Source organism: Vibrio sinaloensis (assembly GCF_023195835.1).
In the GTDB taxonomy this organism is placed as follows: Bacteria; Pseudomonadota; Gammaproteobacteria; order Enterobacterales; family Vibrionaceae; genus Vibrio; species Vibrio sinaloensis_C.
Genome location: NZ_CP096199.1, coordinates 2,850,049 through 2,868,031, shown reverse-complemented (window position 1 = coordinate 2,868,031; position 17,983 = coordinate 2,850,049). Strand labels below are relative to the sequence as shown.

The following is a 17,983-nucleotide window of genomic DNA, read 5'->3' as shown; positions in this document are numbered from 1 at the left end:
TATTTTTGATTTTATTACTGGGACTATTTGTGTTGCGGTTGATGGTGTCCCTAGCATCTTAAGGTCACTCGGGTATAATGCCGTTATATGTATAGATAAACAGTAGCTGAGCACCCCATGGATCCTTCATTACTCCTCGATGGTTTGAACGACAAACAGCGTGAAGCTGTCGCCGCCCCACTTGAAAACCTGCTCGTGTTGGCGGGCGCAGGCAGTGGTAAAACACGTGTGCTGGTTCACCGTATCGCGTGGTTAATGTCGGTCGAACAAGCGTCGCCGTTTTCGATTATGTCGGTGACCTTTACCAATAAAGCCGCGGCGGAAATGCGCGGGCGTATTGAAGAGTTGATGATGGGCAGCGCATCGGGAATGTGGAACGGGACTTTCCATGGCATTTGTCATCGGATTTTGCGTGCACATTACCTAGATGCCAAGCTACCGGAAGATTTCCAGATTATTGATAGCGACGATCAGCAGCGTTTACTGCGACGTCTCATCAAAGCGCAAAACCTCGACGAAAAACAGTGGCCTCCGCGTCAGGTCGCTTGGTGGATCAATGGTAAGAAAGATGAAGGTTTACGCCCGAAACATATCGATGCCTACCACGATCCGGTGACCAAAACTTATCTCCAGCTTTATAGCGCTTACCAAGAAGCGTGCGATCGCGCCGGCTTGGTCGATTTTGCCGAGATCTTGCTCCGAGCGCATGAGCTGTTGCGTGAAAAGCAGCATATTCGCGAGCATTATCAGGCCCGTTTCAAACACATCTTGGTCGATGAGTTTCAAGATACCAACAACATCCAATACGCATGGCTCCGTATGATGGCAGGGCCAGACTCTCACGTGATGATTGTCGGCGATGATGATCAGTCTATCTATGGTTGGCGTGGGGCCAAAATCGAAAACATTGAGAAATTCACCCGTGAGTTTCCAAGTGTCAATACCATCCGCCTTGAACAAAACTACCGTTCGACCAAAACCATTCTTGAAGCGTCCAATACCTTGATTGCCAACAATACCGAGCGTATGGGTAAAGAGTTGTGGACAGACGGTGCAGAAGGTGAGCCTATCTCTGTTTATTCGGCTTATAACGAATTGGATGAAGCGCGCTTTGCGGTCAACAAGGTCAAAGAGTGGCAAGACAAGGGGGGAGCGCTGAACGACGCGGCGATGCTATACCGTAACAACGCTCAATCGAGGGTATTGGAAGAAGCGTTGATTCAAGCCGGGCTGCCGTACCGAATTTATGGCGGCATGCGCTTCTTCGAACGCCAAGAGATCAAAGATGCGCTCAGCTACCTAAGATTAATGTCCAACCGCAACGATGATGCGGCCTTTGAGCGCGTGGTAAATACACCCACCCGGGGTTTGGGCGATAAAACCTTAGAAACGATTCGTTTTGCCGCTCGTGACCGAGGATGCACCTTGTGGCAAGCGAGTACTGCGCTGCTCGAGGAGCAAGTGCTGCCAGGCCGAGCTGCTGGCGCATTAAGCCGCTTTGTCGAACTTATTCAAGCTCTTGAAGACGATACGTTTGAAATGTCCTTGCATGAGCAGACTGACCACGTGATTAAGTATTCAGGTCTGTTTGCCATGTATGAACAAGAGAAGGGTGAGAAGTCGAAAGCGCGAATAGAAAACTTGGAAGAGCTGGTGACGGCAACCCGCCAGTTCGAGAAACCAGAAGAAGCGGAAGAGATGACGCTGCTGACCGCGTTCTTGACGCACGCCGCCTTAGAAGCGGGTGAGGGCCAGGCGGATGAGTTTGAAGATGCGGTGCAACTGATGACCCTGCACAGTGCCAAAGGACTTGAGTTCCCGTTGGTATTTATGGTCGGCGTCGAGGAGGGCATGTTCCCTAGCCAGATGTCCGCCGAGGAGGCGGGCCGCTTGGAAGAGGAACGTCGCCTCTGCTATGTGGGTATGACGAGGGCGATGGAAAAACTCTACATTACCTATGCGGAAATGCGCCGGCTATATGGCCAAGATAAGTATCACAAGCCTTCCCGTTTTATTCGTGAACTGCCAGAAACGTGCTTGGATGAAGTGCGGATGAAAGCGCAGGTCAGCCGTCCGGCTAGCTCGGGGCGCTTTAGCCAAACGGTAGTCAAAGAGAGTTTTAACGAAACTGGCTTTAGTTTAGGTGCGCGCGTGATGCATCCAAAATTTGGTGAGGGCACCATCATTAATTTTGAAGGCAGCGGCCCACAAAGCCGAGTACAAGTGGCGTTTAACGGCGAAGGCATTAAGTGGCTGGTAACGGCGTACGCCAAACTAGAAAAGCTGTAATTCTCTAAAGTGGTTTTTCAATATGTTTGAGCTTTAGACGAGGCGACAATCGAGCGAGACCCCTGAGCATAGGGAACCTATGTGATGGGGCGAGTGAGGGCAGGCAACGGAGTATAAAGTTTAAACATGCAGAAAAATAGACAAAGAAAAACCCCGAGGGCTTACGCCCATCGGGGTTATAGTCTTACTCGCAGCAATCCAGCTACTAAAAGTGCTCCATGCATCAAATCCATGATAGTGTGCTGTAATCCGTCAGCTTAGTCCTTTCGTCGCCTTCCTAGCGGTGTCCTAATGATCTTATCCTGATCTGCTAACAATCCTCGTTAGCGCACTTCACTTGTTCCCTGAGCGGTGTCCCTGACATCATCCTGATGTTAAGTCCTTGCCTCATCCAGAGGTGTCCATTTCCCATCCTTAGTAGCAACCATCCTAGTTACTATTGCGTCCGTTCAATGTCCAATTTGCTTTCCATGCCGACTACTCATCCTGAGTAACCGTATCTTCATCCTGAAGATTACCAAATCCGTGGTAATTTCCTGTTCCGTGTCAGCATCCTTCCGACAAGGTTCATATTACTCGTTTGTCGTAAGCGAGCAAGAGTAGGCAAACGTTTATTTCGATAAAAATTCGCTTGGTTTTTAATCAAGTTCAAATAAAACAATGGGTTAAAGTGTTGTGATTACATTTTTCTTAGCAAAAAAGCTATATTTACTCACTGCTATGTAAGAGATCTCGCACAAACTCGCGGGCTGATCGGTATGCCCGCCTGAATAATGGGTCAATCTTCAGTGAGTAAATGCTATGGGAATGGAAATTATTCCCATCTAAAACAGGAGTTTGCTTAGCGATTGCCACAAAATACTGAGGCCGACCACACTGAACAAAACGCCACACAAACCATCAATATAGACCGCAAGTGCTTTGATTCTGCGCTGCATGCGTGATGTAGAGAGTGCCCAAGCGAGAAAAGAAAACCAGCCGAGCGATAAGCTCCATAGAATCACCAGCGCTATCCCTTTGCCGGTTAACGACATGCTGGCAGGCACTAGGCTCGACATTAAGCTGACAAAAAACACTAACGCTTTGGGGTTGAGAATATTGGTAGCAAAACCACGTGAAAAAGCTTGGCGCTTATTACTCAGCAGTAAGTGTGCCGACTCGGTATTCTGCTGTTCACTGACAGGTTGACGCAGTGTGTTAACGGTCGCTTTAAGCGCACCATAGCCGAGATAGGCTAAGTAGCTGCCTCCGGCAAACTGCAATAGGGCAAATAGGGTTGGTTGCTGATGAACGAGATAGCTTACCCCGGTTAAACTCAGCAATGAGTGAAGCAGAATGCCAAACGACAGCCCTAGCGCGATGTACAGTCCTGTCTGGCGGCCATAGCGTGTGGCATTTTGTACCACTAAAGCAAAGTCAGGCCCCGGACTCATTAGAGCAACAAAGTGGACGACGGCGAGGGTAGATAAAATAGTCAGTTCATTCATGGCGATATTTGTTAATCATTACAATGCATCACTTGATGGTGCCATTGTTTTTACGGTTAGGATTGTAAAAAACTAACACTGATCAATTAATCTTAGAGGGGCTGACCCCAAAAGTGGACTTGAACGCTTTGCTAAAATGAGCCTGATCATAGAAACCGACTTGATGAGCAACTTCGGTGCCGTTTACTCCCGCTTTTAGCAGCTTCATGCTCTGTTCCATCCGTAAGCGATTAAACCAAGCATATGGGGTGAGTCCGACCTTTGCTTTAAAGTGACGCTGAAACTGAGTTGGGCTTAGTTGGCACAGGTTAGAGAGTTGCGCTAATCGAACAGGTTGGTCAAGGTGAGCGAGGAGATACTCTTTTAAAGTTGCCATTGACTGCTTGCCTAGTGGCAGGGCGCGTTTCTGGCTGCTACTGGCGTAGCGTTTGAATAAGTGTTCAAACCCCTCATAAGGCAAGCAGTCCTTGGCTAATTGACTGACTTGATCTTGCGCTAACCACTGATGGAGTGAACTTAAAGTATTAAACACGTCACTATCTGACACGATCAGTTGTTTAAAATGAATTAACTGATTAGGTTGGCTCAACTGAGCCAGGTCACTGAGCCACGATGGGTCGAGTTCAAATACTCGCACTTGATAGCCACTATCGAGTATCGATTGTCCATCGTGGAGTTCGTCTGGTGGCATGATCACCAGTTGGCCTTGGCCAACATTATGCCGCACTCCTTGGTAGTGAAAGGTCTGCAGCCCACCAGTGATTAGACCAATATGAAAATCAAGATGGTAGTGTCGTGAAAAAGCGAACGAACGGTAGTTCGCCTCAATTAAACTGATTTCTCTATTTGGTGTGGTGTGATAGTTGACCTGATCCATAAAACAAAAAGCTTGGTGATTATTTCACCAAGCTTATAACTTGAGCGTAACCTTGTCTTGTAAAAAACGATCAGCTCGCGGTGGCAGCAGCGCGTTTCACCTGACGATTGTTCTTTATCCCATCGACACTAAACACCAGCAGTGCTCCCCAAATAAACGCAAACGTCACCGCTTTGTCGGCGCTAAAGGCTTCGCCATACACCAGCACTGCCAGTAAAAACATCAAGCTCGGGCCGATGTATTGGAAAAACCCCAGTGTCGAGAGTTTTAGTCGTGTTGCGGCACCGGTAAAACAGAGCAACGGCAGTGTGGTGACAATACCCGCTGAGATTAACAGCAGATTGAGTTGAGTACTGTTGAGTGCCATATTCGACGTTGGGGTGTCGGCTATCCATACTAGATAGATGGCAGCGGCGGGTAACAGTAATAGCGTTTCAATAAACAGTCCGGTTTGCGCATCTAAGCTGACTTTTTTACGTAGTAAGCCATAACAACCAAAACTGAGGGCGAGAATAATCGCTACCACGGGCACTGAGCCGAAGGCGATTAATTGCACCATCACCCCGCAGCTCGCCAGCAGCACCGCAAACCACTGCATTTTGCGTAAGCGCTCGCCGAGAAACAGCATTCCAAGCACCACATTGATCAGTGGATTGATGTAGTAACCTAAGCTGGCATCGAGCATGTGATTGGCATTGACTGCCCAAATGAAGATTAGCCAGTTGGCGGCAATCACAACCGACGTCACTAACAGATAGGCCATCTTCTGTTTCGACTTTACTACCTCAATCACACCGCGCCAACGGCGACCAAGGTGAAGCAGTAGCGCTAGTAACAGAAACGACCAAACAATGCGGTGACTGAGAATTTCTAACGCAGAGACATCCGCGAGCGACTTAAAATAGATGGGGGCGATGCCCCACATGGTGTAGGCACCAATCGCGAGCAATACACCCTGTTTGGCTCTTTGTTGTTCTTCTAAAGTCATGGCGGTTTACTCATGTTAAAGATTTTTACAAACTGAAACATGCAGTATACGAATGACAATTAAAATCACCTAGCAATTTGCGGTTTTATTCACCTTTAAACCCCACTACAATGTGCCCCTTGCGCTAAAGGCGCACATGCCTTGTAACTCGACAGAGATAACTGATGACCTCAACACTACTCGCTCAGCAACCACCGGCCGACTTGCCGACGCCACAAGACATCTTGCAAGATGTGTTTGGCTATCAGCACTTCCGTGATGGTCAGCAAACAGTGATTGAGTCAGCGGTGGCTGGGCAAGACAGTTTAGTGATTATGCCTACCGGTGGTGGTAAATCACTCTGCTACCAAATTCCTGCATTGGTGCGCGAAGGGTTAACACTGGTGATTTCACCACTGATTTCATTGATGAAAGACCAAGTGGATCAATTGAAAGCTAATGGGGTGGCGGCAGAATGCATTAACTCTACGATGCCGCGAGAAGAGTTGATCTCGGTATACAACCGTATGCATTCAGGGGCGATTAAACTGGTTTACGTGTCGCCGGAGCGGGTGCTGATGCGCGACTTTATCGAGCGGCTGCATAATTTGCCGTTGTCGATGATAGCGGTCGATGAGGCGCACTGTATTTCTCAATGGGGGCATGATTTCCGCCCAGAGTATGCCTTACTTGGTCAGCTCAAGCAGACGTTTGCTCGTGTGCCCGTAATGGCGCTGACAGCGACCGCCGATGATGCGACACGCAAAGACATTGTTCAGCGCTTACAGCTCAATCAGCCTCACGAGTATTTGGGCAGTTTCGACCGACCGAATATTCGCTACACCTTAGTGGAAAAGCATAAGCCAGTGTCGCAAGTGGTGCGTTTTCTCGAACAGCAGCGTGGCCATTGCGGCATCATCTACTGTGGCAGTCGCAAGAAAGTGGAAATGGTCACTGAAAAGCTGTGCAATAACGGCCTGCGAGCGGCGAGCTACCATGCTGGACTGGATGCTGACGAACGCGCCTACGTGCAAGAAGCATTTCAGCGCGATGATGTCCAAATTGTCGTGGCCACTGTGGCGTTTGGTATGGGGATTAACAAGCCCAATGTGCGTTTCGTCGTGCACTTTGATATTCCACGCAATATTGAGTCTTACTACCAGGAAACCGGCCGTGCGGGTCGTGATGGCTTACCGGCTGAAGCCATGATGTTGTACGATCCTGCCGACATCAGTTGGTTGCGCCGCATGCTCGATGAAAAAGACGACGGTCCGCAAAAGCAGGTTGAAGCGCACAAACTGAACGCAATGAGTGCGTTCGCCGAAGCGCAAACGTGTCGTCGTCAGGTGCTGCTCAACTACTTTGGCGAGTATCGTGATAAGCCATGTGGCAACTGTGATATCTGCCTCGACCCACCTAAACATTTTGATGCCACCGAGCAAGCGCAAAAAGCCTTGTCGTGTGTCTACCGCGTGAATCAGAGCTTTGGTATGGGCTATGTGGTGGAAGTGTTGCGTGGGATGCAAAATATCCGTATTCGCGAAAATGGGCATGACAAGCTCTCTACTTATGGCCTGGGTCGAGACAACAGCCATGACTATTGGGTCAGCATCTTTCGTCAGTTGATCCACAAGGGTCTGCTGTTTCAGAACATTACCCGTAACTCCACCTTACAATTGACCGAAGAGGCACGTCCTCTGCTGCGTGGCGAGATGTCACTGGAACTTGCTGTACCTAGGTTAGACACGGCGGCGCGTGCAGCGAAGTCGGATAAGTTATCGAGCAAGAACTACGATAAGAAGCTATTTGCCAAATTACGCAAATTGCGTAAAGCGATTGCCGATGAAGATGGCTTGCCGCCTTACGTGGTATTCAGTGATGCCACCTTGATTGATATGGCGGAAATCCTACCCACCTCCTATGGTGAAATGTTAGCGGTCAACGGTGTCGGCCAGCGCAAGCTAGAGAAATACGCCGATCCTTTCTTAGATTTAATTCAGGAGCATTTGACTCATCATGGCTGAGACACAAACGGAATTTGGTCTAATCGAATATCAGGCCGATGAAGGTCGCTTAATCATTCGTACCCCAAGTTTTGATTTTGATAGTTTTCCCGAATTGGCGCAGCGGTTAGTTTCCATGTTGTCTGCCACGGTGATCGAAAAGCAGTGGGACGCCGATATTCACTCTTGGCTGATTGATTTTGAAGGTTGCCAACTGTTCTTAAAGTCAGAACACTATAGTGAAAGTGTTTGGTTTGAAGCCTTGGCAATGGATGCCTCGCGTGAAGAGCTCGACTTCTTAGCCTCTCTGTTTAAGAAGGGTTTTTAACCCCATTTCCCTCCGCCAACGATTGCGTCATATTGCTCGCTTGCAGTGCAAGTTGGTTAATGTATAATCGCCGGCCGCGATATTAGCTTGGTGCAAATATCGACATTTTTTGTTTCACATTATTGGTCAGAGTCCTTCCTTGGCTTGGAAGTGATTCGATTTGGGTTCCCTCACCCCCAAACCAAACTAAAAAGGTATCGCATGAGTAACTTTACCCCTGCGCAGCAGCGCAAAGCCCTTTTTCTATTAGTTCTGTTTCACCTGATCATTATTGCCTCCAGCAACTACTTGGTTCAGCTTCCGTTTACCGTGTTTGGTTTTCACACCACATGGGGCGCATTTACCTTTCCATTTATCTTCTTAGCCACCGACCTCACTGTGCGCATTTTTGGTGCTCAGCTGGCTCGCAGAATCATTTTCTTGGTGATGCTTCCTGCGCTTGCGGTGTCGTACGGGTTGTCGGTACTGTTTTATGAAGGCGCATTCCAAGGCTTGAGTCAGTTAGGTGAGTTCAACTTGTTTGTAGCGCGGATCGCGATTGCTAGCTTTATGGCCTACCTACTCGGCCAGATCCTTGATGTGCACGTGTTTAACCGCTTACGTCAGCTAAAACAGTGGTGGGTGGCACCGACCTGTTCGACTTTGTTTGGTAATGCGCTAGACACCATCGCCTTCTTTGCCATTGCGTTCTACCAAAGTCCGGACCCATTTATGGCCGAGCACTGGACTGAAATCGCGCTGGTGGACTACGGGTTTAAATTGATCATCAGCCTAGGCCTATTTGTGCCTATGTATGGTGTCTTGCTTAACTATTTGGTGAGAAAGCTCACAGCGGTTAACCCAGACTTTAAGGTGGTGGGGGCCAACTAGTTAGTGGTTTCTTAGTGGTCTAGATGAAAATAAAAAAAAGCCCGAGCGATGCTGTCGTTCGGGCTTTTTTGTATTGGAAATCAGTATTCCACAATCGATAGCGGCCAGCCGATATCGCTCTGGCGGTTAGCTTCAATCTCAAGCTCTGCGGCGGTCAGCGGGTTGGCCTGGAGCCAGTCACCTTTGATGGTGAGGGTAAGTTTGTCGTCATTGGAGCTTAGGGTCACATTTGGCTCTAGCTCTGGATTGCGACGATGAGTCAACAATACTGACAGACGCAGCAGTCTCAGTACACGCTTGGCACTGGTGCTTGACAGGGCGTGCTGCTCAGGTAGTGAAGTCAGCTGCTCTCGGTAGCGGCGAGTCAGTTCACCCAATAGGTGCTTCTGGGCACGAGTAAAACCGGGCAGATCTAGGCTTTGTAGTAGGTAAGCACTATGCTCGCCACCTTTTTTGAAGTCGATGGTGAGTCCGATTTCATGCAGCTTAGCCGCCACTTCCAGTAGCATTGCGCCGTGTGGTTCAGCTATCCAGTCGGGTTGGCACTCAGCCAGCAGCTTACCTGCCATGTTCGCTACTTGCTCACTGTAGGCGATGTCCATCTGATAGCGGTTCTGCACGCTAGTAATGGTGCGCGCGCGAATGTCATCTTGTTTCAGTTCATCAACCATGTCGTAGACTAAGCCTTCACGCAGTGCGCCACCGGCGAGCGTCATAGACTCGATTTGCAGCAACTCAAAGATCGCGATCAGTATCGATAGTCCGCTTGGAAACACTAGCGCGCGCTCCAAAGTCAGTCCTTCAATTTCGAGCTCTTCTAAGTGATCCGCCAGCATCGCTTGTTTTTGCAGGCGCTTGAGTTTGCTATGAGTGATCACCTCATCCATGCCTTGCGCTAGCATGATTTCTTGTAGCGCTTGCACGGTACCTGAAGCACCAACACACACATCCCAACCAATTTGACTATAACGTTCAAGTATTGGCTCAAGTGTTTGTTTGGCTGCTTGAATCGCATTGTTAAAATTGGAGGCAGTTAACTGGCGATCTTTGAAATGACGCTCAAGCCAAGTCACGCAGCCCATTTTCAGGCTGGTGAGCGCTTTAGCCTCAAAACCCTCACCAATTATAAGCTCAGTACTGGCGCCGCCAATATCGACCACCAAACGGCGGCCACTGCCACCTGAGGTATGAGCAACGCCGCGATAGATCGTCGCAGCCTCTTCTTCGCCACAGATCACCTCGATGTTGTGGCCCAGAATCTGGTTGGCGGTTTGAAGAAAAACATCCGCATTGGTGGCGGTGCGCAGTGTCGCGGTACCGACAATGCGAATGTTCTGCTTAGGGATATCTTGCAGTCGTTCGGCAAAGAGACTCAAGCAGTCCCATCCACGTTGCATGGCTTCTTGGCTTAGCGCGTTGTTTTCGTCTAAGCCAGCCGCAAGGCGAACTTTGCGTTTAATTTTGGCCATGGTTTGAACGCTGCCATCAATGTGACGCACAACGAGCATATGAAAACTGTTCGACCCGAGGTCGATAGCAGCGTAAAGCGGAGATGAAACGGCTTGGCTCATAGTCGACTTAAGAATCCTTTTGTTGGCGCTGACGTGAGCGGTTGTTTGGGCGACGTTGACCTGAACGGGATCCGCCCGTGTTGGTACGACGTTGCTGCTGTGGACGATTTGAGCGCATACGAATTGGGGCTGGCAGATCTTGGATCAGCGCGCTTGGGTCGTAGTCTGACACTGGAATGGTGTGCTCAATGTACTCTTCAATTGGTGGAAGGTTAATCGCGTAATCTTCACAGGCAAAGCTGATAGAATGGCCGCTCGCTCCTGCGCGTCCGGTACGACCGATGCGGTGTACGTAGTCTTCGCAATCGTCAGGTAAATCAAAGTTAAACACGTGCGTAACTTGTGGGATGTGTAAACCACGTGCTGCCACGTCAGTCGCAACCAATAAGTCAACTTCACCCTTAGTAAACTGCTCGAGAATACGTTCACGTTTCTTCTGTGGAACGTCACCAGTAAGCAGACCGACACGATGACCATCTGCCGCCAAGTGGCCCCAAATAGACTCACACTTGTGCTTAGTGTTGGCGAAAATGATCGCGCGCTCTGGCCACTCTTCTTCGATCAAAGTTTGCAGTAGCGCCATTTTATGTTCGTTCGATGGGTAGAACAGCTCTTCTTGGATGCGGTGACCGGTTTTCACTTCTGGCTCAACCACAACATGCTCTGGGTTGTGCATGTGCTCAAATGCTAATTCTTGAACGCGGTAAGACAGCGTGGCAGAGAACAGCATGTTCAAACGCTCTTTCGGTTCAGGCATGCGGCGGAACAAGAAGCGGATGTCCTTGATAAATCCAAGATCAAACATGCGGTCGGCTTCATCCAGTACCACAGCTTGAATATGGTTTAGGTTAAAGACCTTTTGCTTGTAGAAATCGATAATACGGCCAGTGGTGCCAATAAGGACATCCACGCCTTCTTCGAGCTTAGCAAGCTGTTTATCGTAGCTTTCACCGCCGTAGGCAAGTGCCGCTTTGATACCAGTACTCGCAATCAGCGGTTCAGCATCGTTATAGATCTGAATCGCGAGTTCGCGAGTTGGCGCCATAATAATCGCGCGTGGCTGGTTTGGCTTACGACCTTCATGCTCCGAAGTAGTCAATAAGTGGTTAAAGGTAGCAGTCAGGAAGGCAAGGGTTTTGCCTGTGCCCGTTTGGGCCTGGCCTGCAATGTCTTGGCCGGTGAGCAGTACCGGCAACGCCAAAGCTTGGATTGGGGTACAAAATTCGAACCCTTTTTTCTCCAAACCTTCAGTGATTTGAGGGGCTAATCCCAAATCGGCGAACTTTTGCTCTGTGATATGCGTCTTTTTCATTGCTATAGAATATCAGCTTAAGCTTGCAATACGAAAGTAAATACATTCCAATAGGGCATCTAAATACTGGTTATCATCCAACCAGTTCCGAAAAAACACATTGGAGTGGAAGATGAGTGATAAGATTTTGCAGCTAACTGATGACGGTTTTGAGAACGATGTGATCAACGCTGCAGGCCCAGTTCTGGTTGATTTTTGGGCAGAGTGGTGTGGTCCTTGTAAGATGATCGCGCCTATCTTGGACGAAATCGCTGACGAGTACGAAGGCAAACTCACTATCGGTAAACTAAATATCGACCAAAACGCAGGTACTCCACCTAAGTTTGGTATCCGCGGTATTCCAACGTTGCTTCTGTTCAAAGACGGCAACGTCGCAGCGACTAAAGTAGGTGCTCTTTCTAAGACTCAACTTAAAGAGTTCCTAGACGCTAATCTGTAATTCGCTGATTAGATAAGACCGTGCAGTCCCACTGCACGGTTTTGTTTTTGAACACCAACAAAATCTAGACTAGGCTAGTATTTAGTGCTAATTTATCGCACGTTAAATAAACAAGTATCTCTTCTTGGTCGATCCTGTGACCAAATCCATCTTAACCAAAAAAACAGATCCTATTTTGACTAAACAAGTATCCACCACCATGAATCTAACAGAACTGAAGAACAGACCTGTGTCTGATCTTGTCAAACTTGGCGAAAGCTTGGGCCTTGAGAACCTAGCACGTCTGAGAAAGCAAGACATCATCTTCGCCATCCTTAAAGCGCACGCGAAAAGTGGTGAAGATATTTTTGGCGACGGGGTTCTGGAAATACTTCAAGACGGCTTTGGTTTCTTACGTAGTGCGGACAGCTCATATTTGGCGGGTCCTGATGATATTTACGTTTCTCCAAGTCAAATTCGTCGCTTTAACTTGCGCACAGGTGACTCGATTGCCGGTAAGATTCGTCCGCCAAAAGATGGTGAGCGATACTTTGCACTATTAAAAGTCAACACGGTTAACGATGACAAACCAGACAACGCGCGTAACAAGATTCTATTTGAAAACTTGACGCCACTGCACGCTAACGAGCGTATGGTGATGGAGCGTGGTAATGGTTCGACAGAAGATATTACTGCTCGTGTTCTCGACCTCGCGTCGCCAATTGGTAAAGGTCAGCGTGGTCTGATTGTTGCTCCGCCAAAAGCGGGTAAAACCATGCTGCTGCAAAACATTGCACAGAGCATTGCTTACAACCACCCAGAGTGTGAGCTAATGGTTCTTCTTATCGACGAGCGTCCAGAAGAAGTCACCGAGATGCAACGCCTAGTCAAAGGTGAAGTGATTGCCTCTACCTTCGATGAACCAGCATCTCGTCACGTACAAGTTGCCGAAATGGTAATCGAAAAAGCGAAACGTCTTGTTGAGCACAAGAAAGACGTGGTTATCTTGCTTGACTCTATCACTCGTCTAGCGCGCGCCTACAACACAGTCGTACCGTCATCTGGTAAAGTGTTGACCGGTGGTGTGGATGCTAACGCACTGCATCGTCCTAAGCGTTTCTTTGGTGCAGCACGTAACGTCGAAGAGGGTGGTAGCTTGACGATCATCGCTACTGCGCTAGTGGATACTGGCTCTAAGATGGACGAAGTGATCTACGAAGAGTTCAAGGGTACAGGTAACATGGAACTGCATCTGAACCGTAAGATTGCCGAGAAGCGTGTCTTCCCTGCGATTGACTTCAACCGCAGTGGTACTCGCCGCGAAGAGTTGCTCACCAAAAATGATGAGCTACAGAAGATGTGGATATTGCGTAAGATCGTTCATCCAATGGGTGAAATCGATGCAATGGAATTCCTCATTGATAAGTTGGCCATGACCAAGACTAACGATGAATTCTTCGATGCGATGCGTCGCCAGTAATCGCTGATAAATATTGACAACGCCCCCGCAGTAGCGGGGGCGTTTTTGTTTGCATTCTCAGCATAGAGGGCGCACAATGAGTGAAATGTTACAAGGAGGTTAACATGCAACAAGGAATGTTGTCGTCACTACTCCTGTCTAGCCTATTGTTGTTGTCGGTGCCGAATGTGGCAGCCTCTGAGATGGAGGTGCAACAGGTCGATCAATGGCTCCAAGCGCCACAAGTGCAGGGGAAAGTCGGCGAGCTTTTTCAGTTGGCTATCGAAGATGATGTCGATGGGCTTAACTTTGCACTGCAAAGGTTGTCGTTACCCTTTCAGGAAGCCACGCGTTTTCTGCTGTTGAAAAAGATCGAAGAGCATAACTTAGTCCTGACTTCGAAAATGGCACTGTTTATTGAACAGCAAAAGGCCATGGTTCCGACTTATCAGGTGCTAGAGCGTGGAGATGGGTATGAGTTTTCAGTGCCCGCCTTTGACTATCCCGCTATTGCTAATCGACTGCTCAAGCAGTGGCGTCAAGACCAATCAACCCTACATTTTTTACTGGCTGCGGAGCGTCAGGATCTCGTGCTCAAGCAGTGGTTATCTGGCAGCGACTATCAAGTACAAACCCGCGAAGCATTGCTAATACGTGAGCTCGACAGCTTATCTCCTGGGGCCGTTAGTTATCTCACCCAGCAGCTTACCGAAGAGGCAGTGACCAGTTGGTTGCCCTCGTCGTCGGTGATGGTGCGCTTAGCCCACGTGAGCAGTGACCCTGGCGTCTACAAATTACTGTGGCTAATGAAAGCGGACTTCCAAAGTGAGCAAGAATTGATTCGTCTGGCACAAGTCGGTGATGCGTTTTCACTGAGTCAAGTTATTGCTGCCGCACACAACCCGAGCTTAAAACAGCTTGCGATCAGCGAGCTTGCCAAGGTGCGTCCGATGACCGAGCCAGTGAAAGAATTTTTGATCAGCAAAATGTCGCTCTCAGAAGATGCGCGCTTTATCGCTGGAGAGTTGGTCTCTCACGGTCATCGCTCTTGGTTGCAAGAGTTAGTCAACAGTAACCCGTCGGTTAACCGCGGTGCGATAAACAGTGTGATCGGACAGTAGCGCTTGGCAGTATAACCACAACAAAAAGAGGGATCGGTCGATTCCTCTTTTTTGTTATACTGCCTGCAGATTAACCAGCCGATTATTAGGTCTATGAGTTTTAAGGATTTACGCGATTTTATCGCTCATCTAGAGAAAGAAGGGAAGCTCACACGCATCTCTCAACCAGTTGACCCAGATTATGAAATGACAGAGATCAGTGACCGCACTCTAAGAGCCGGTGGTCCAGCTTTGTTGTTTGAGAATCCTATCGGTTACAACACGCCCGTATTAACCAATCTATTTGGTACCCCTGAGCGTGTGGCGATTGGAATGGGGCGCAATGACGTTAAGCAGCTGAGAGAAGTCGGCAAATTGCTGGCTTATCTTAAAGAGCCGGAACCGCCGAAAGGCTTTAAGGACGCACTCGACAAGCTACCCGTATTTAAACAGGTGCTGAACATGCCGGCCAAGCGCTTACGCAAAGCGTCGTGTCAGGAGGTGGTTTGGCAGGGTGACCAGGTCGACCTCGATAAGATTCCGGTGATGAGCTGTTGGCCAGGAGATGTAGCGCCGCTGCTAACTTGGGGGCTGACGGTGACCAAAGGTCCGAGTAAGAAGCGGCAGAATCTTGGTATTTACCGCCAGCAAAAAATTGCCAAAAATAAAATCATCATGCGTTGGCTTGCTCACCGTGGTGGGGCGCTTGACCTACGTGATTGGATGGAGACGCATCCGGGTAAACCTTTTCCTGTCTCGGTTGCGTTTGGCGCCGATCCAGCGACCATTCTTGGTGCGGTCACGCCCGTTCCTGATACCTTGTCTGAATATGCGTTTGCTGGCTTGTTACGTGGAAGCAAGACCGAAGTCGTCAAATCGATAAGTAATGATTTAGATGTGCCTGCTAGTGCTGAAATCGTGATGGAAGGTTATATCGACCCAAGTGAGTTTGCTGACGAAGGTCCGTATGGCGACCACACTGGTTACTATAACGAGAAAGAGAAGCATCACGTCTTTACCATTACCCACATTACCATGCGTAAAGATCCCATCTACCATAGCACCTATACCGGGCGCCCGCCTGATGAACCCGCAGTATTAGGGGTTGCGCTGAACGAAGTCTTTGTGCCGATTTTACAAAAGCAGTTTCCTGAAATCGAAGACTTCTACTTACCACCAGAAGGTTGCTCATACCGAATGGCGGTGGTGACGATGAAGAAGCAGTATCCAGGTCATGCTAAGCGAGTCATGATGGGAGTCTGGTCTTTCTTGCGTCAGTTTATGTACACCAAATTTGTTATTGTCTGCGATGAAAAAGTGAATGCGCGCAATTGGTCTGAAGTAATTCAGGCGATGACTGAAAACATGGATCCAGTCAAAGATGCGCTGTTTATTGAGAATACGCCAATCGACTCGCTAGACTTCGCTTCTCCTGTTGTTGGTCTGGGTTCGAAAATGGGGTTAGATGCGACCGTTAAGTGGCCCGTTGAGCAGCAAGGAATAGAGAGTGCTGAAAAGAGCTATCCAACCCTGAGTGAACAATCGATGGCTGAATTTATCAGCAGTCAGCCGGAAGTCGTCGACTTCTATATTCCAGAGACATCCATCAAGCATGGCTTTGCGGTTGTCAGCATCAAAAAGTCCGCTGCAGGTCAGGCTTGGCTTGTGGCACAAAGAATAGAAGCTTTCTTGTTAGCACATGGAGAGCCGAAGTTCATTGTGCTCTGTGACGATGATGTTAATGTGAGAGATTGGAATGACATTATTTGGGCGATTACCACTCGTATGGACCCAGCACGCGATACCCAACAAGTACCACAAACGGATCAGCATGTATCTCGACTTGTTCTTGATGCAACCAACAAGATAGAAAATGAAGAAGTGACTCGTGAGTGGGGTACGCCGATAACGAAAGACCCACAAATTGTCGCAAAAATCGATGCGTTGTGGGATAAGTTGGGTATCCTATGAGCAAGACGGTGACCTTGCTACCCGACAATGTTGAATTTGAAGTAGCAAAGGGTCAAACCGTGTTGGAAGCGGCGCTCAACAATAATATTCGCTTTCCACACCGCTGCCAGGTTGGCGCATGTGCTGCCTGTTTATGTCGTAAACTAGAAGGGACAGTCTCTTATCGCCTTGAACCTATGCTCACCGAGAAGGAGCAACAACAAGGATGGATATTTGCTTGCCAAGCCTTCGCCGAAAGTAATTTAGTACTTACTTTAGAAGAGTAAGTAAGAGGAACACCATGACTATCCAATGTAAAGTAAAGTCGATTCAGCCGTTGGCTTGCAATACTTACCAAATCCTTTTGCATCCCGAGAGTCCAGTCAATTTTAAGGCCGGGCAATATTTAATGGTGGTGATGGGCGAGAAAGATAAGCGACCGTTTTCCATCGCGAGCAGCCCATGCCGTCATCAAGGAGAGTTGGAGCTGCATATTGGTGCGGCGGAACACAATGCATATGCCCATGAAGTGGTCGAATCTATGAAAGCAGCACTGGCAAGCGATGGTGAGATTACCATCGATGCGCCACATGGTGATGCTTGGGTTCAAGAGCAAAGCGAGCGTCCATTGTTGCTCATTGCTGGTGGTACAGGGTTTAGTTATGTTCGCTCCATTTTAGACCACTGCATTGCTCAGAATTTTTCTAATGAAATCTATCTCTATTGGGGCGGTCGTGATGAATGCCAGCTCTATGCCAAGCAAGAGTTGGAACAGATTGCACAGCAAAACAGCCATGTTCACTTTATTCCAGTTATTGAGCATGCTGAGAAAGATTGGCAAGGCAAAGTGGGCAATGTGTTACAAGCCGTTGAGCAAGATTTTGAGTCACTGGCCGAGTACGACATCTATATTGCAGGACGTTTTGAAATGGCGGGTGCTGCACGTGAGTTGTTTACGCTCAACAAAGGAGCACAAGCGGAGCGAATGTACGCGGATGCGTACGCGTTCATTTAAATGACCGAGAATTGACTAAAAAGGGAGCGTTTAGCTCCCTTTTTATTGGCCTTTGCATGATATTTCATCGAATGACCGATTTTTTCGTTTTTTTTATCAAAAGAGCTTGCGCTTCAATATCAACTCCCTATAATGCGCACCCACTGACACGGCAGGCGCCACAAGGCTTTAGGCCTTAGTCAGTAAAGCTAACTAGTCATATTTCAGGCTGAAAAGATTGAAATAAAAAGTTCAAAAAAGTGTTTGACACTAAGATTTGAATCGCTAGAATAGCTGCCTCTTCCGAAGTGATATTGGTCACAAAGAAGAGAGCTCTTTAACAATATAAACCTATCAA

General features: G+C 48.4%; 14 protein-coding genes and 1 pseudogene. 10 read left to right on the top strand and 5 right to left on the bottom strand.

The window, feature by feature from the left end; all coding sequences use genetic code 11:
• Positions 1 to 117: 117 nt before the first annotated feature.
• On the top strand, positions 118 to 2,289 hold the full coding sequence (gene uvrD, locus MTO69_RS13105) for a DNA helicase II (RefSeq protein ID WP_248329825.1): 2,172 nt from the start codon (positions 118 to 120) through the stop codon (positions 2,287 to 2,289).
• Positions 2,290 to 3,113: 824 nt separating this feature from the next.
• Here the strand turns inward: uvrD and MTO69_RS13100 are convergent.
• The 3 genes from MTO69_RS13100 to rarD form a co-directional block, all read right to left on the bottom strand.
• Positions 3,114 to 3,776, bottom strand: coding sequence for a LysE family translocator (locus tag MTO69_RS13100; protein WP_248329823.1), 663 nt, complete (start codon positions 3,774 to 3,776; stop codon positions 3,114 to 3,116).
• A gap of 82 nt (positions 3,777 to 3,858) precedes the next feature.
• On the bottom strand, positions 3,859 to 4,653 hold the full coding sequence (locus MTO69_RS13095) for a helix-turn-helix transcriptional regulator (protein ID WP_248329821.1): 795 nt from the start codon (positions 4,651 to 4,653) through the stop codon (positions 3,859 to 3,861).
• 70 nt (positions 4,654 to 4,723) lie between these two features.
• Positions 4,724 to 5,641: an EamA family transporter RarD gene (gene rarD, locus MTO69_RS13090; protein WP_248329819.1), complete on the bottom strand. Its 918-nt coding sequence runs from the start codon at positions 5,639 to 5,641 to the stop codon at positions 4,724 to 4,726.
• Positions 5,642 to 5,805: 164 nt separating this feature from the next.
• Here rarD and recQ point away from each other — a divergent pair, with 164 nt between their 5' ends.
• From recQ to MTO69_RS13075, 3 genes are all read left to right on the top strand, one after another.
• The gene (recQ, locus tag MTO69_RS13085; protein ID WP_248329817.1) at positions 5,806 to 7,644 is read left to right on the top strand and encodes an ATP-dependent DNA helicase RecQ; all 1,839 of its coding nucleotides are present in this window, start codon (positions 5,806 to 5,808) and stop codon (positions 7,642 to 7,644) included.
• Complete coding sequence (locus tag MTO69_RS13080; RefSeq protein WP_248329815.1) at positions 7,637 to 7,951, top strand: DUF3630 family protein; 315 nt, start codon at positions 7,637 to 7,639, stop codon at positions 7,949 to 7,951. The genes recQ and MTO69_RS13080 overlap by 8 nt, the downstream gene beginning before the upstream one ends.
• 201 nt (positions 7,952 to 8,152) lie before the next feature.
• The gene (locus MTO69_RS13075; RefSeq protein ID WP_248329813.1) at positions 8,153 to 8,821 is read left to right on the top strand and encodes a 7-cyano-7-deazaguanine/7-aminomethyl-7-deazaguanine transporter; all 669 of its coding nucleotides are present in this window, start codon (positions 8,153 to 8,155) and stop codon (positions 8,819 to 8,821) included.
• An 80-nt stretch (positions 8,822 to 8,901) separates the two neighbouring features.
• Here MTO69_RS13075 and gppA read toward each other — a convergent pair whose 3' ends face one another.
• Both gppA and rhlB read right to left on the bottom strand, forming a co-directional pair.
• Positions 8,902 to 10,392, bottom strand: a complete 1,491-nt coding sequence (gene gppA, locus MTO69_RS13070; RefSeq protein WP_248329811.1) for a guanosine-5'-triphosphate,3'-diphosphate diphosphatase — start codon at positions 10,390 to 10,392, stop codon at positions 8,902 to 8,904.
• A gap of 7 nt (positions 10,393 to 10,399) precedes the next feature.
• On the bottom strand, positions 10,400 to 11,704 hold the full coding sequence (gene rhlB, locus MTO69_RS13065) for an ATP-dependent RNA helicase RhlB (RefSeq protein ID WP_248329809.1): 1,305 nt from the start codon (positions 11,702 to 11,704) through the stop codon (positions 10,400 to 10,402).
• 112 nt (positions 11,705 to 11,816) lie between these two features.
• Between rhlB and trxA the strand changes: the two genes are divergently transcribed.
• The 6 genes and pseudogenes from trxA (at position 11,817) to fre (ending at position 17,646) form a co-directional block, all read left to right on the top strand.
• A complete protein-coding gene (gene trxA / locus MTO69_RS13060; protein WP_038139762.1) occupies positions 11,817 to 12,143 on the top strand; it encodes a thioredoxin TrxA in 327 nt (108 codons plus the stop codon).
• Positions 12,144 to 12,342: 199 nt separating this feature from the next.
• Entirely contained in the window at positions 12,343 to 13,602 is a 1,260-nt protein-coding gene (gene rho / locus MTO69_RS13055) for a transcription termination factor Rho (protein ID WP_176289271.1), read from the top strand.
• A gap of 104 nt (positions 13,603 to 13,706) precedes the next feature.
• Complete coding sequence (locus MTO69_RS13050) at positions 13,707 to 14,702, top strand: hypothetical protein (protein ID WP_248329807.1); 996 nt, start codon at positions 13,707 to 13,709, stop codon at positions 14,700 to 14,702.
• Positions 14,703 to 14,795: 93 nt separating this feature from the next.
• Positions 14,796 to 16,487: pseudogene (gene ubiD, locus MTO69_RS13045) on the top strand (4-hydroxy-3-polyprenylbenzoate decarboxylase); the annotation flags it as partial.
• Between the two features lie 161 nt (positions 16,488 to 16,648).
• A complete protein-coding gene (locus MTO69_RS13040; RefSeq protein WP_248329803.1) occupies positions 16,649 to 16,918 on the top strand; it encodes a 2Fe-2S iron-sulfur cluster-binding protein in 270 nt (89 codons plus the stop codon).
• Positions 16,919 to 16,932: 14 nt separating this feature from the next.
• On the top strand, positions 16,933 to 17,646 hold the full coding sequence (gene fre / locus MTO69_RS13035) for an NAD(P)H-flavin reductase (protein WP_248329801.1): 714 nt from the start codon (positions 16,933 to 16,935) through the stop codon (positions 17,644 to 17,646).
• The last annotated feature ends 337 nt before the right edge of the window (positions 17,647 to 17,983 follow it).

Excerpts from the sequence above, each read along its gene's own strand:
- uvrD (WP_248329825.1), top strand. The coding sequence starts at position 118 with ATGGATCCTTCATTACTCCTCGATGGTTTGAACGACAAACAGCGTGAA.
- MTO69_RS13100 (WP_248329823.1), bottom strand. The coding sequence starts at position 3,776 with ATGAATGAACTGACTATTTTATCTACCCTCGCCGTCGTCCACTTTGTT.
- MTO69_RS13095 (WP_248329821.1), bottom strand. The coding sequence starts at position 4,653 with ATGGATCAGGTCAACTATCACACCACACCAAATAGAGAAATCAGTTTA.
- rarD (WP_248329819.1), bottom strand. The coding sequence starts at position 5,641 with ATGACTTTAGAAGAACAACAAAGAGCCAAACAGGGTGTATTGCTCGCG.
- recQ (WP_248329817.1), top strand. The coding sequence starts at position 5,806 with ATGACCTCAACACTACTCGCTCAGCAACCACCGGCCGACTTGCCGACG.
- MTO69_RS13080 (WP_248329815.1), top strand. The coding sequence starts at position 7,637 with ATGGCTGAGACACAAACGGAATTTGGTCTAATCGAATATCAGGCCGAT.
- MTO69_RS13075 (WP_248329813.1), top strand. The coding sequence starts at position 8,153 with ATGAGTAACTTTACCCCTGCGCAGCAGCGCAAAGCCCTTTTTCTATTA.
- gppA (WP_248329811.1), bottom strand. The coding sequence starts at position 10,392 with ATGAGCCAAGCCGTTTCATCTCCGCTTTACGCTGCTATCGACCTCGGG.
- rhlB (WP_248329809.1), bottom strand. The coding sequence starts at position 11,704 with ATGAAAAAGACGCATATCACAGAGCAAAAGTTCGCCGATTTGGGATTA.
- trxA (WP_038139762.1), top strand. The coding sequence starts at position 11,817 with ATGAGTGATAAGATTTTGCAGCTAACTGATGACGGTTTTGAGAACGAT.
- rho (WP_176289271.1), top strand. The coding sequence starts at position 12,343 with ATGAATCTAACAGAACTGAAGAACAGACCTGTGTCTGATCTTGTCAAA.
- MTO69_RS13050 (WP_248329807.1), top strand. The coding sequence starts at position 13,707 with ATGCAACAAGGAATGTTGTCGTCACTACTCCTGTCTAGCCTATTGTTG.
- MTO69_RS13040 (WP_248329803.1), top strand. The coding sequence starts at position 16,649 with ATGAGCAAGACGGTGACCTTGCTACCCGACAATGTTGAATTTGAAGTA.
- fre (WP_248329801.1), top strand. The coding sequence starts at position 16,933 with ATGACTATCCAATGTAAAGTAAAGTCGATTCAGCCGTTGGCTTGCAAT.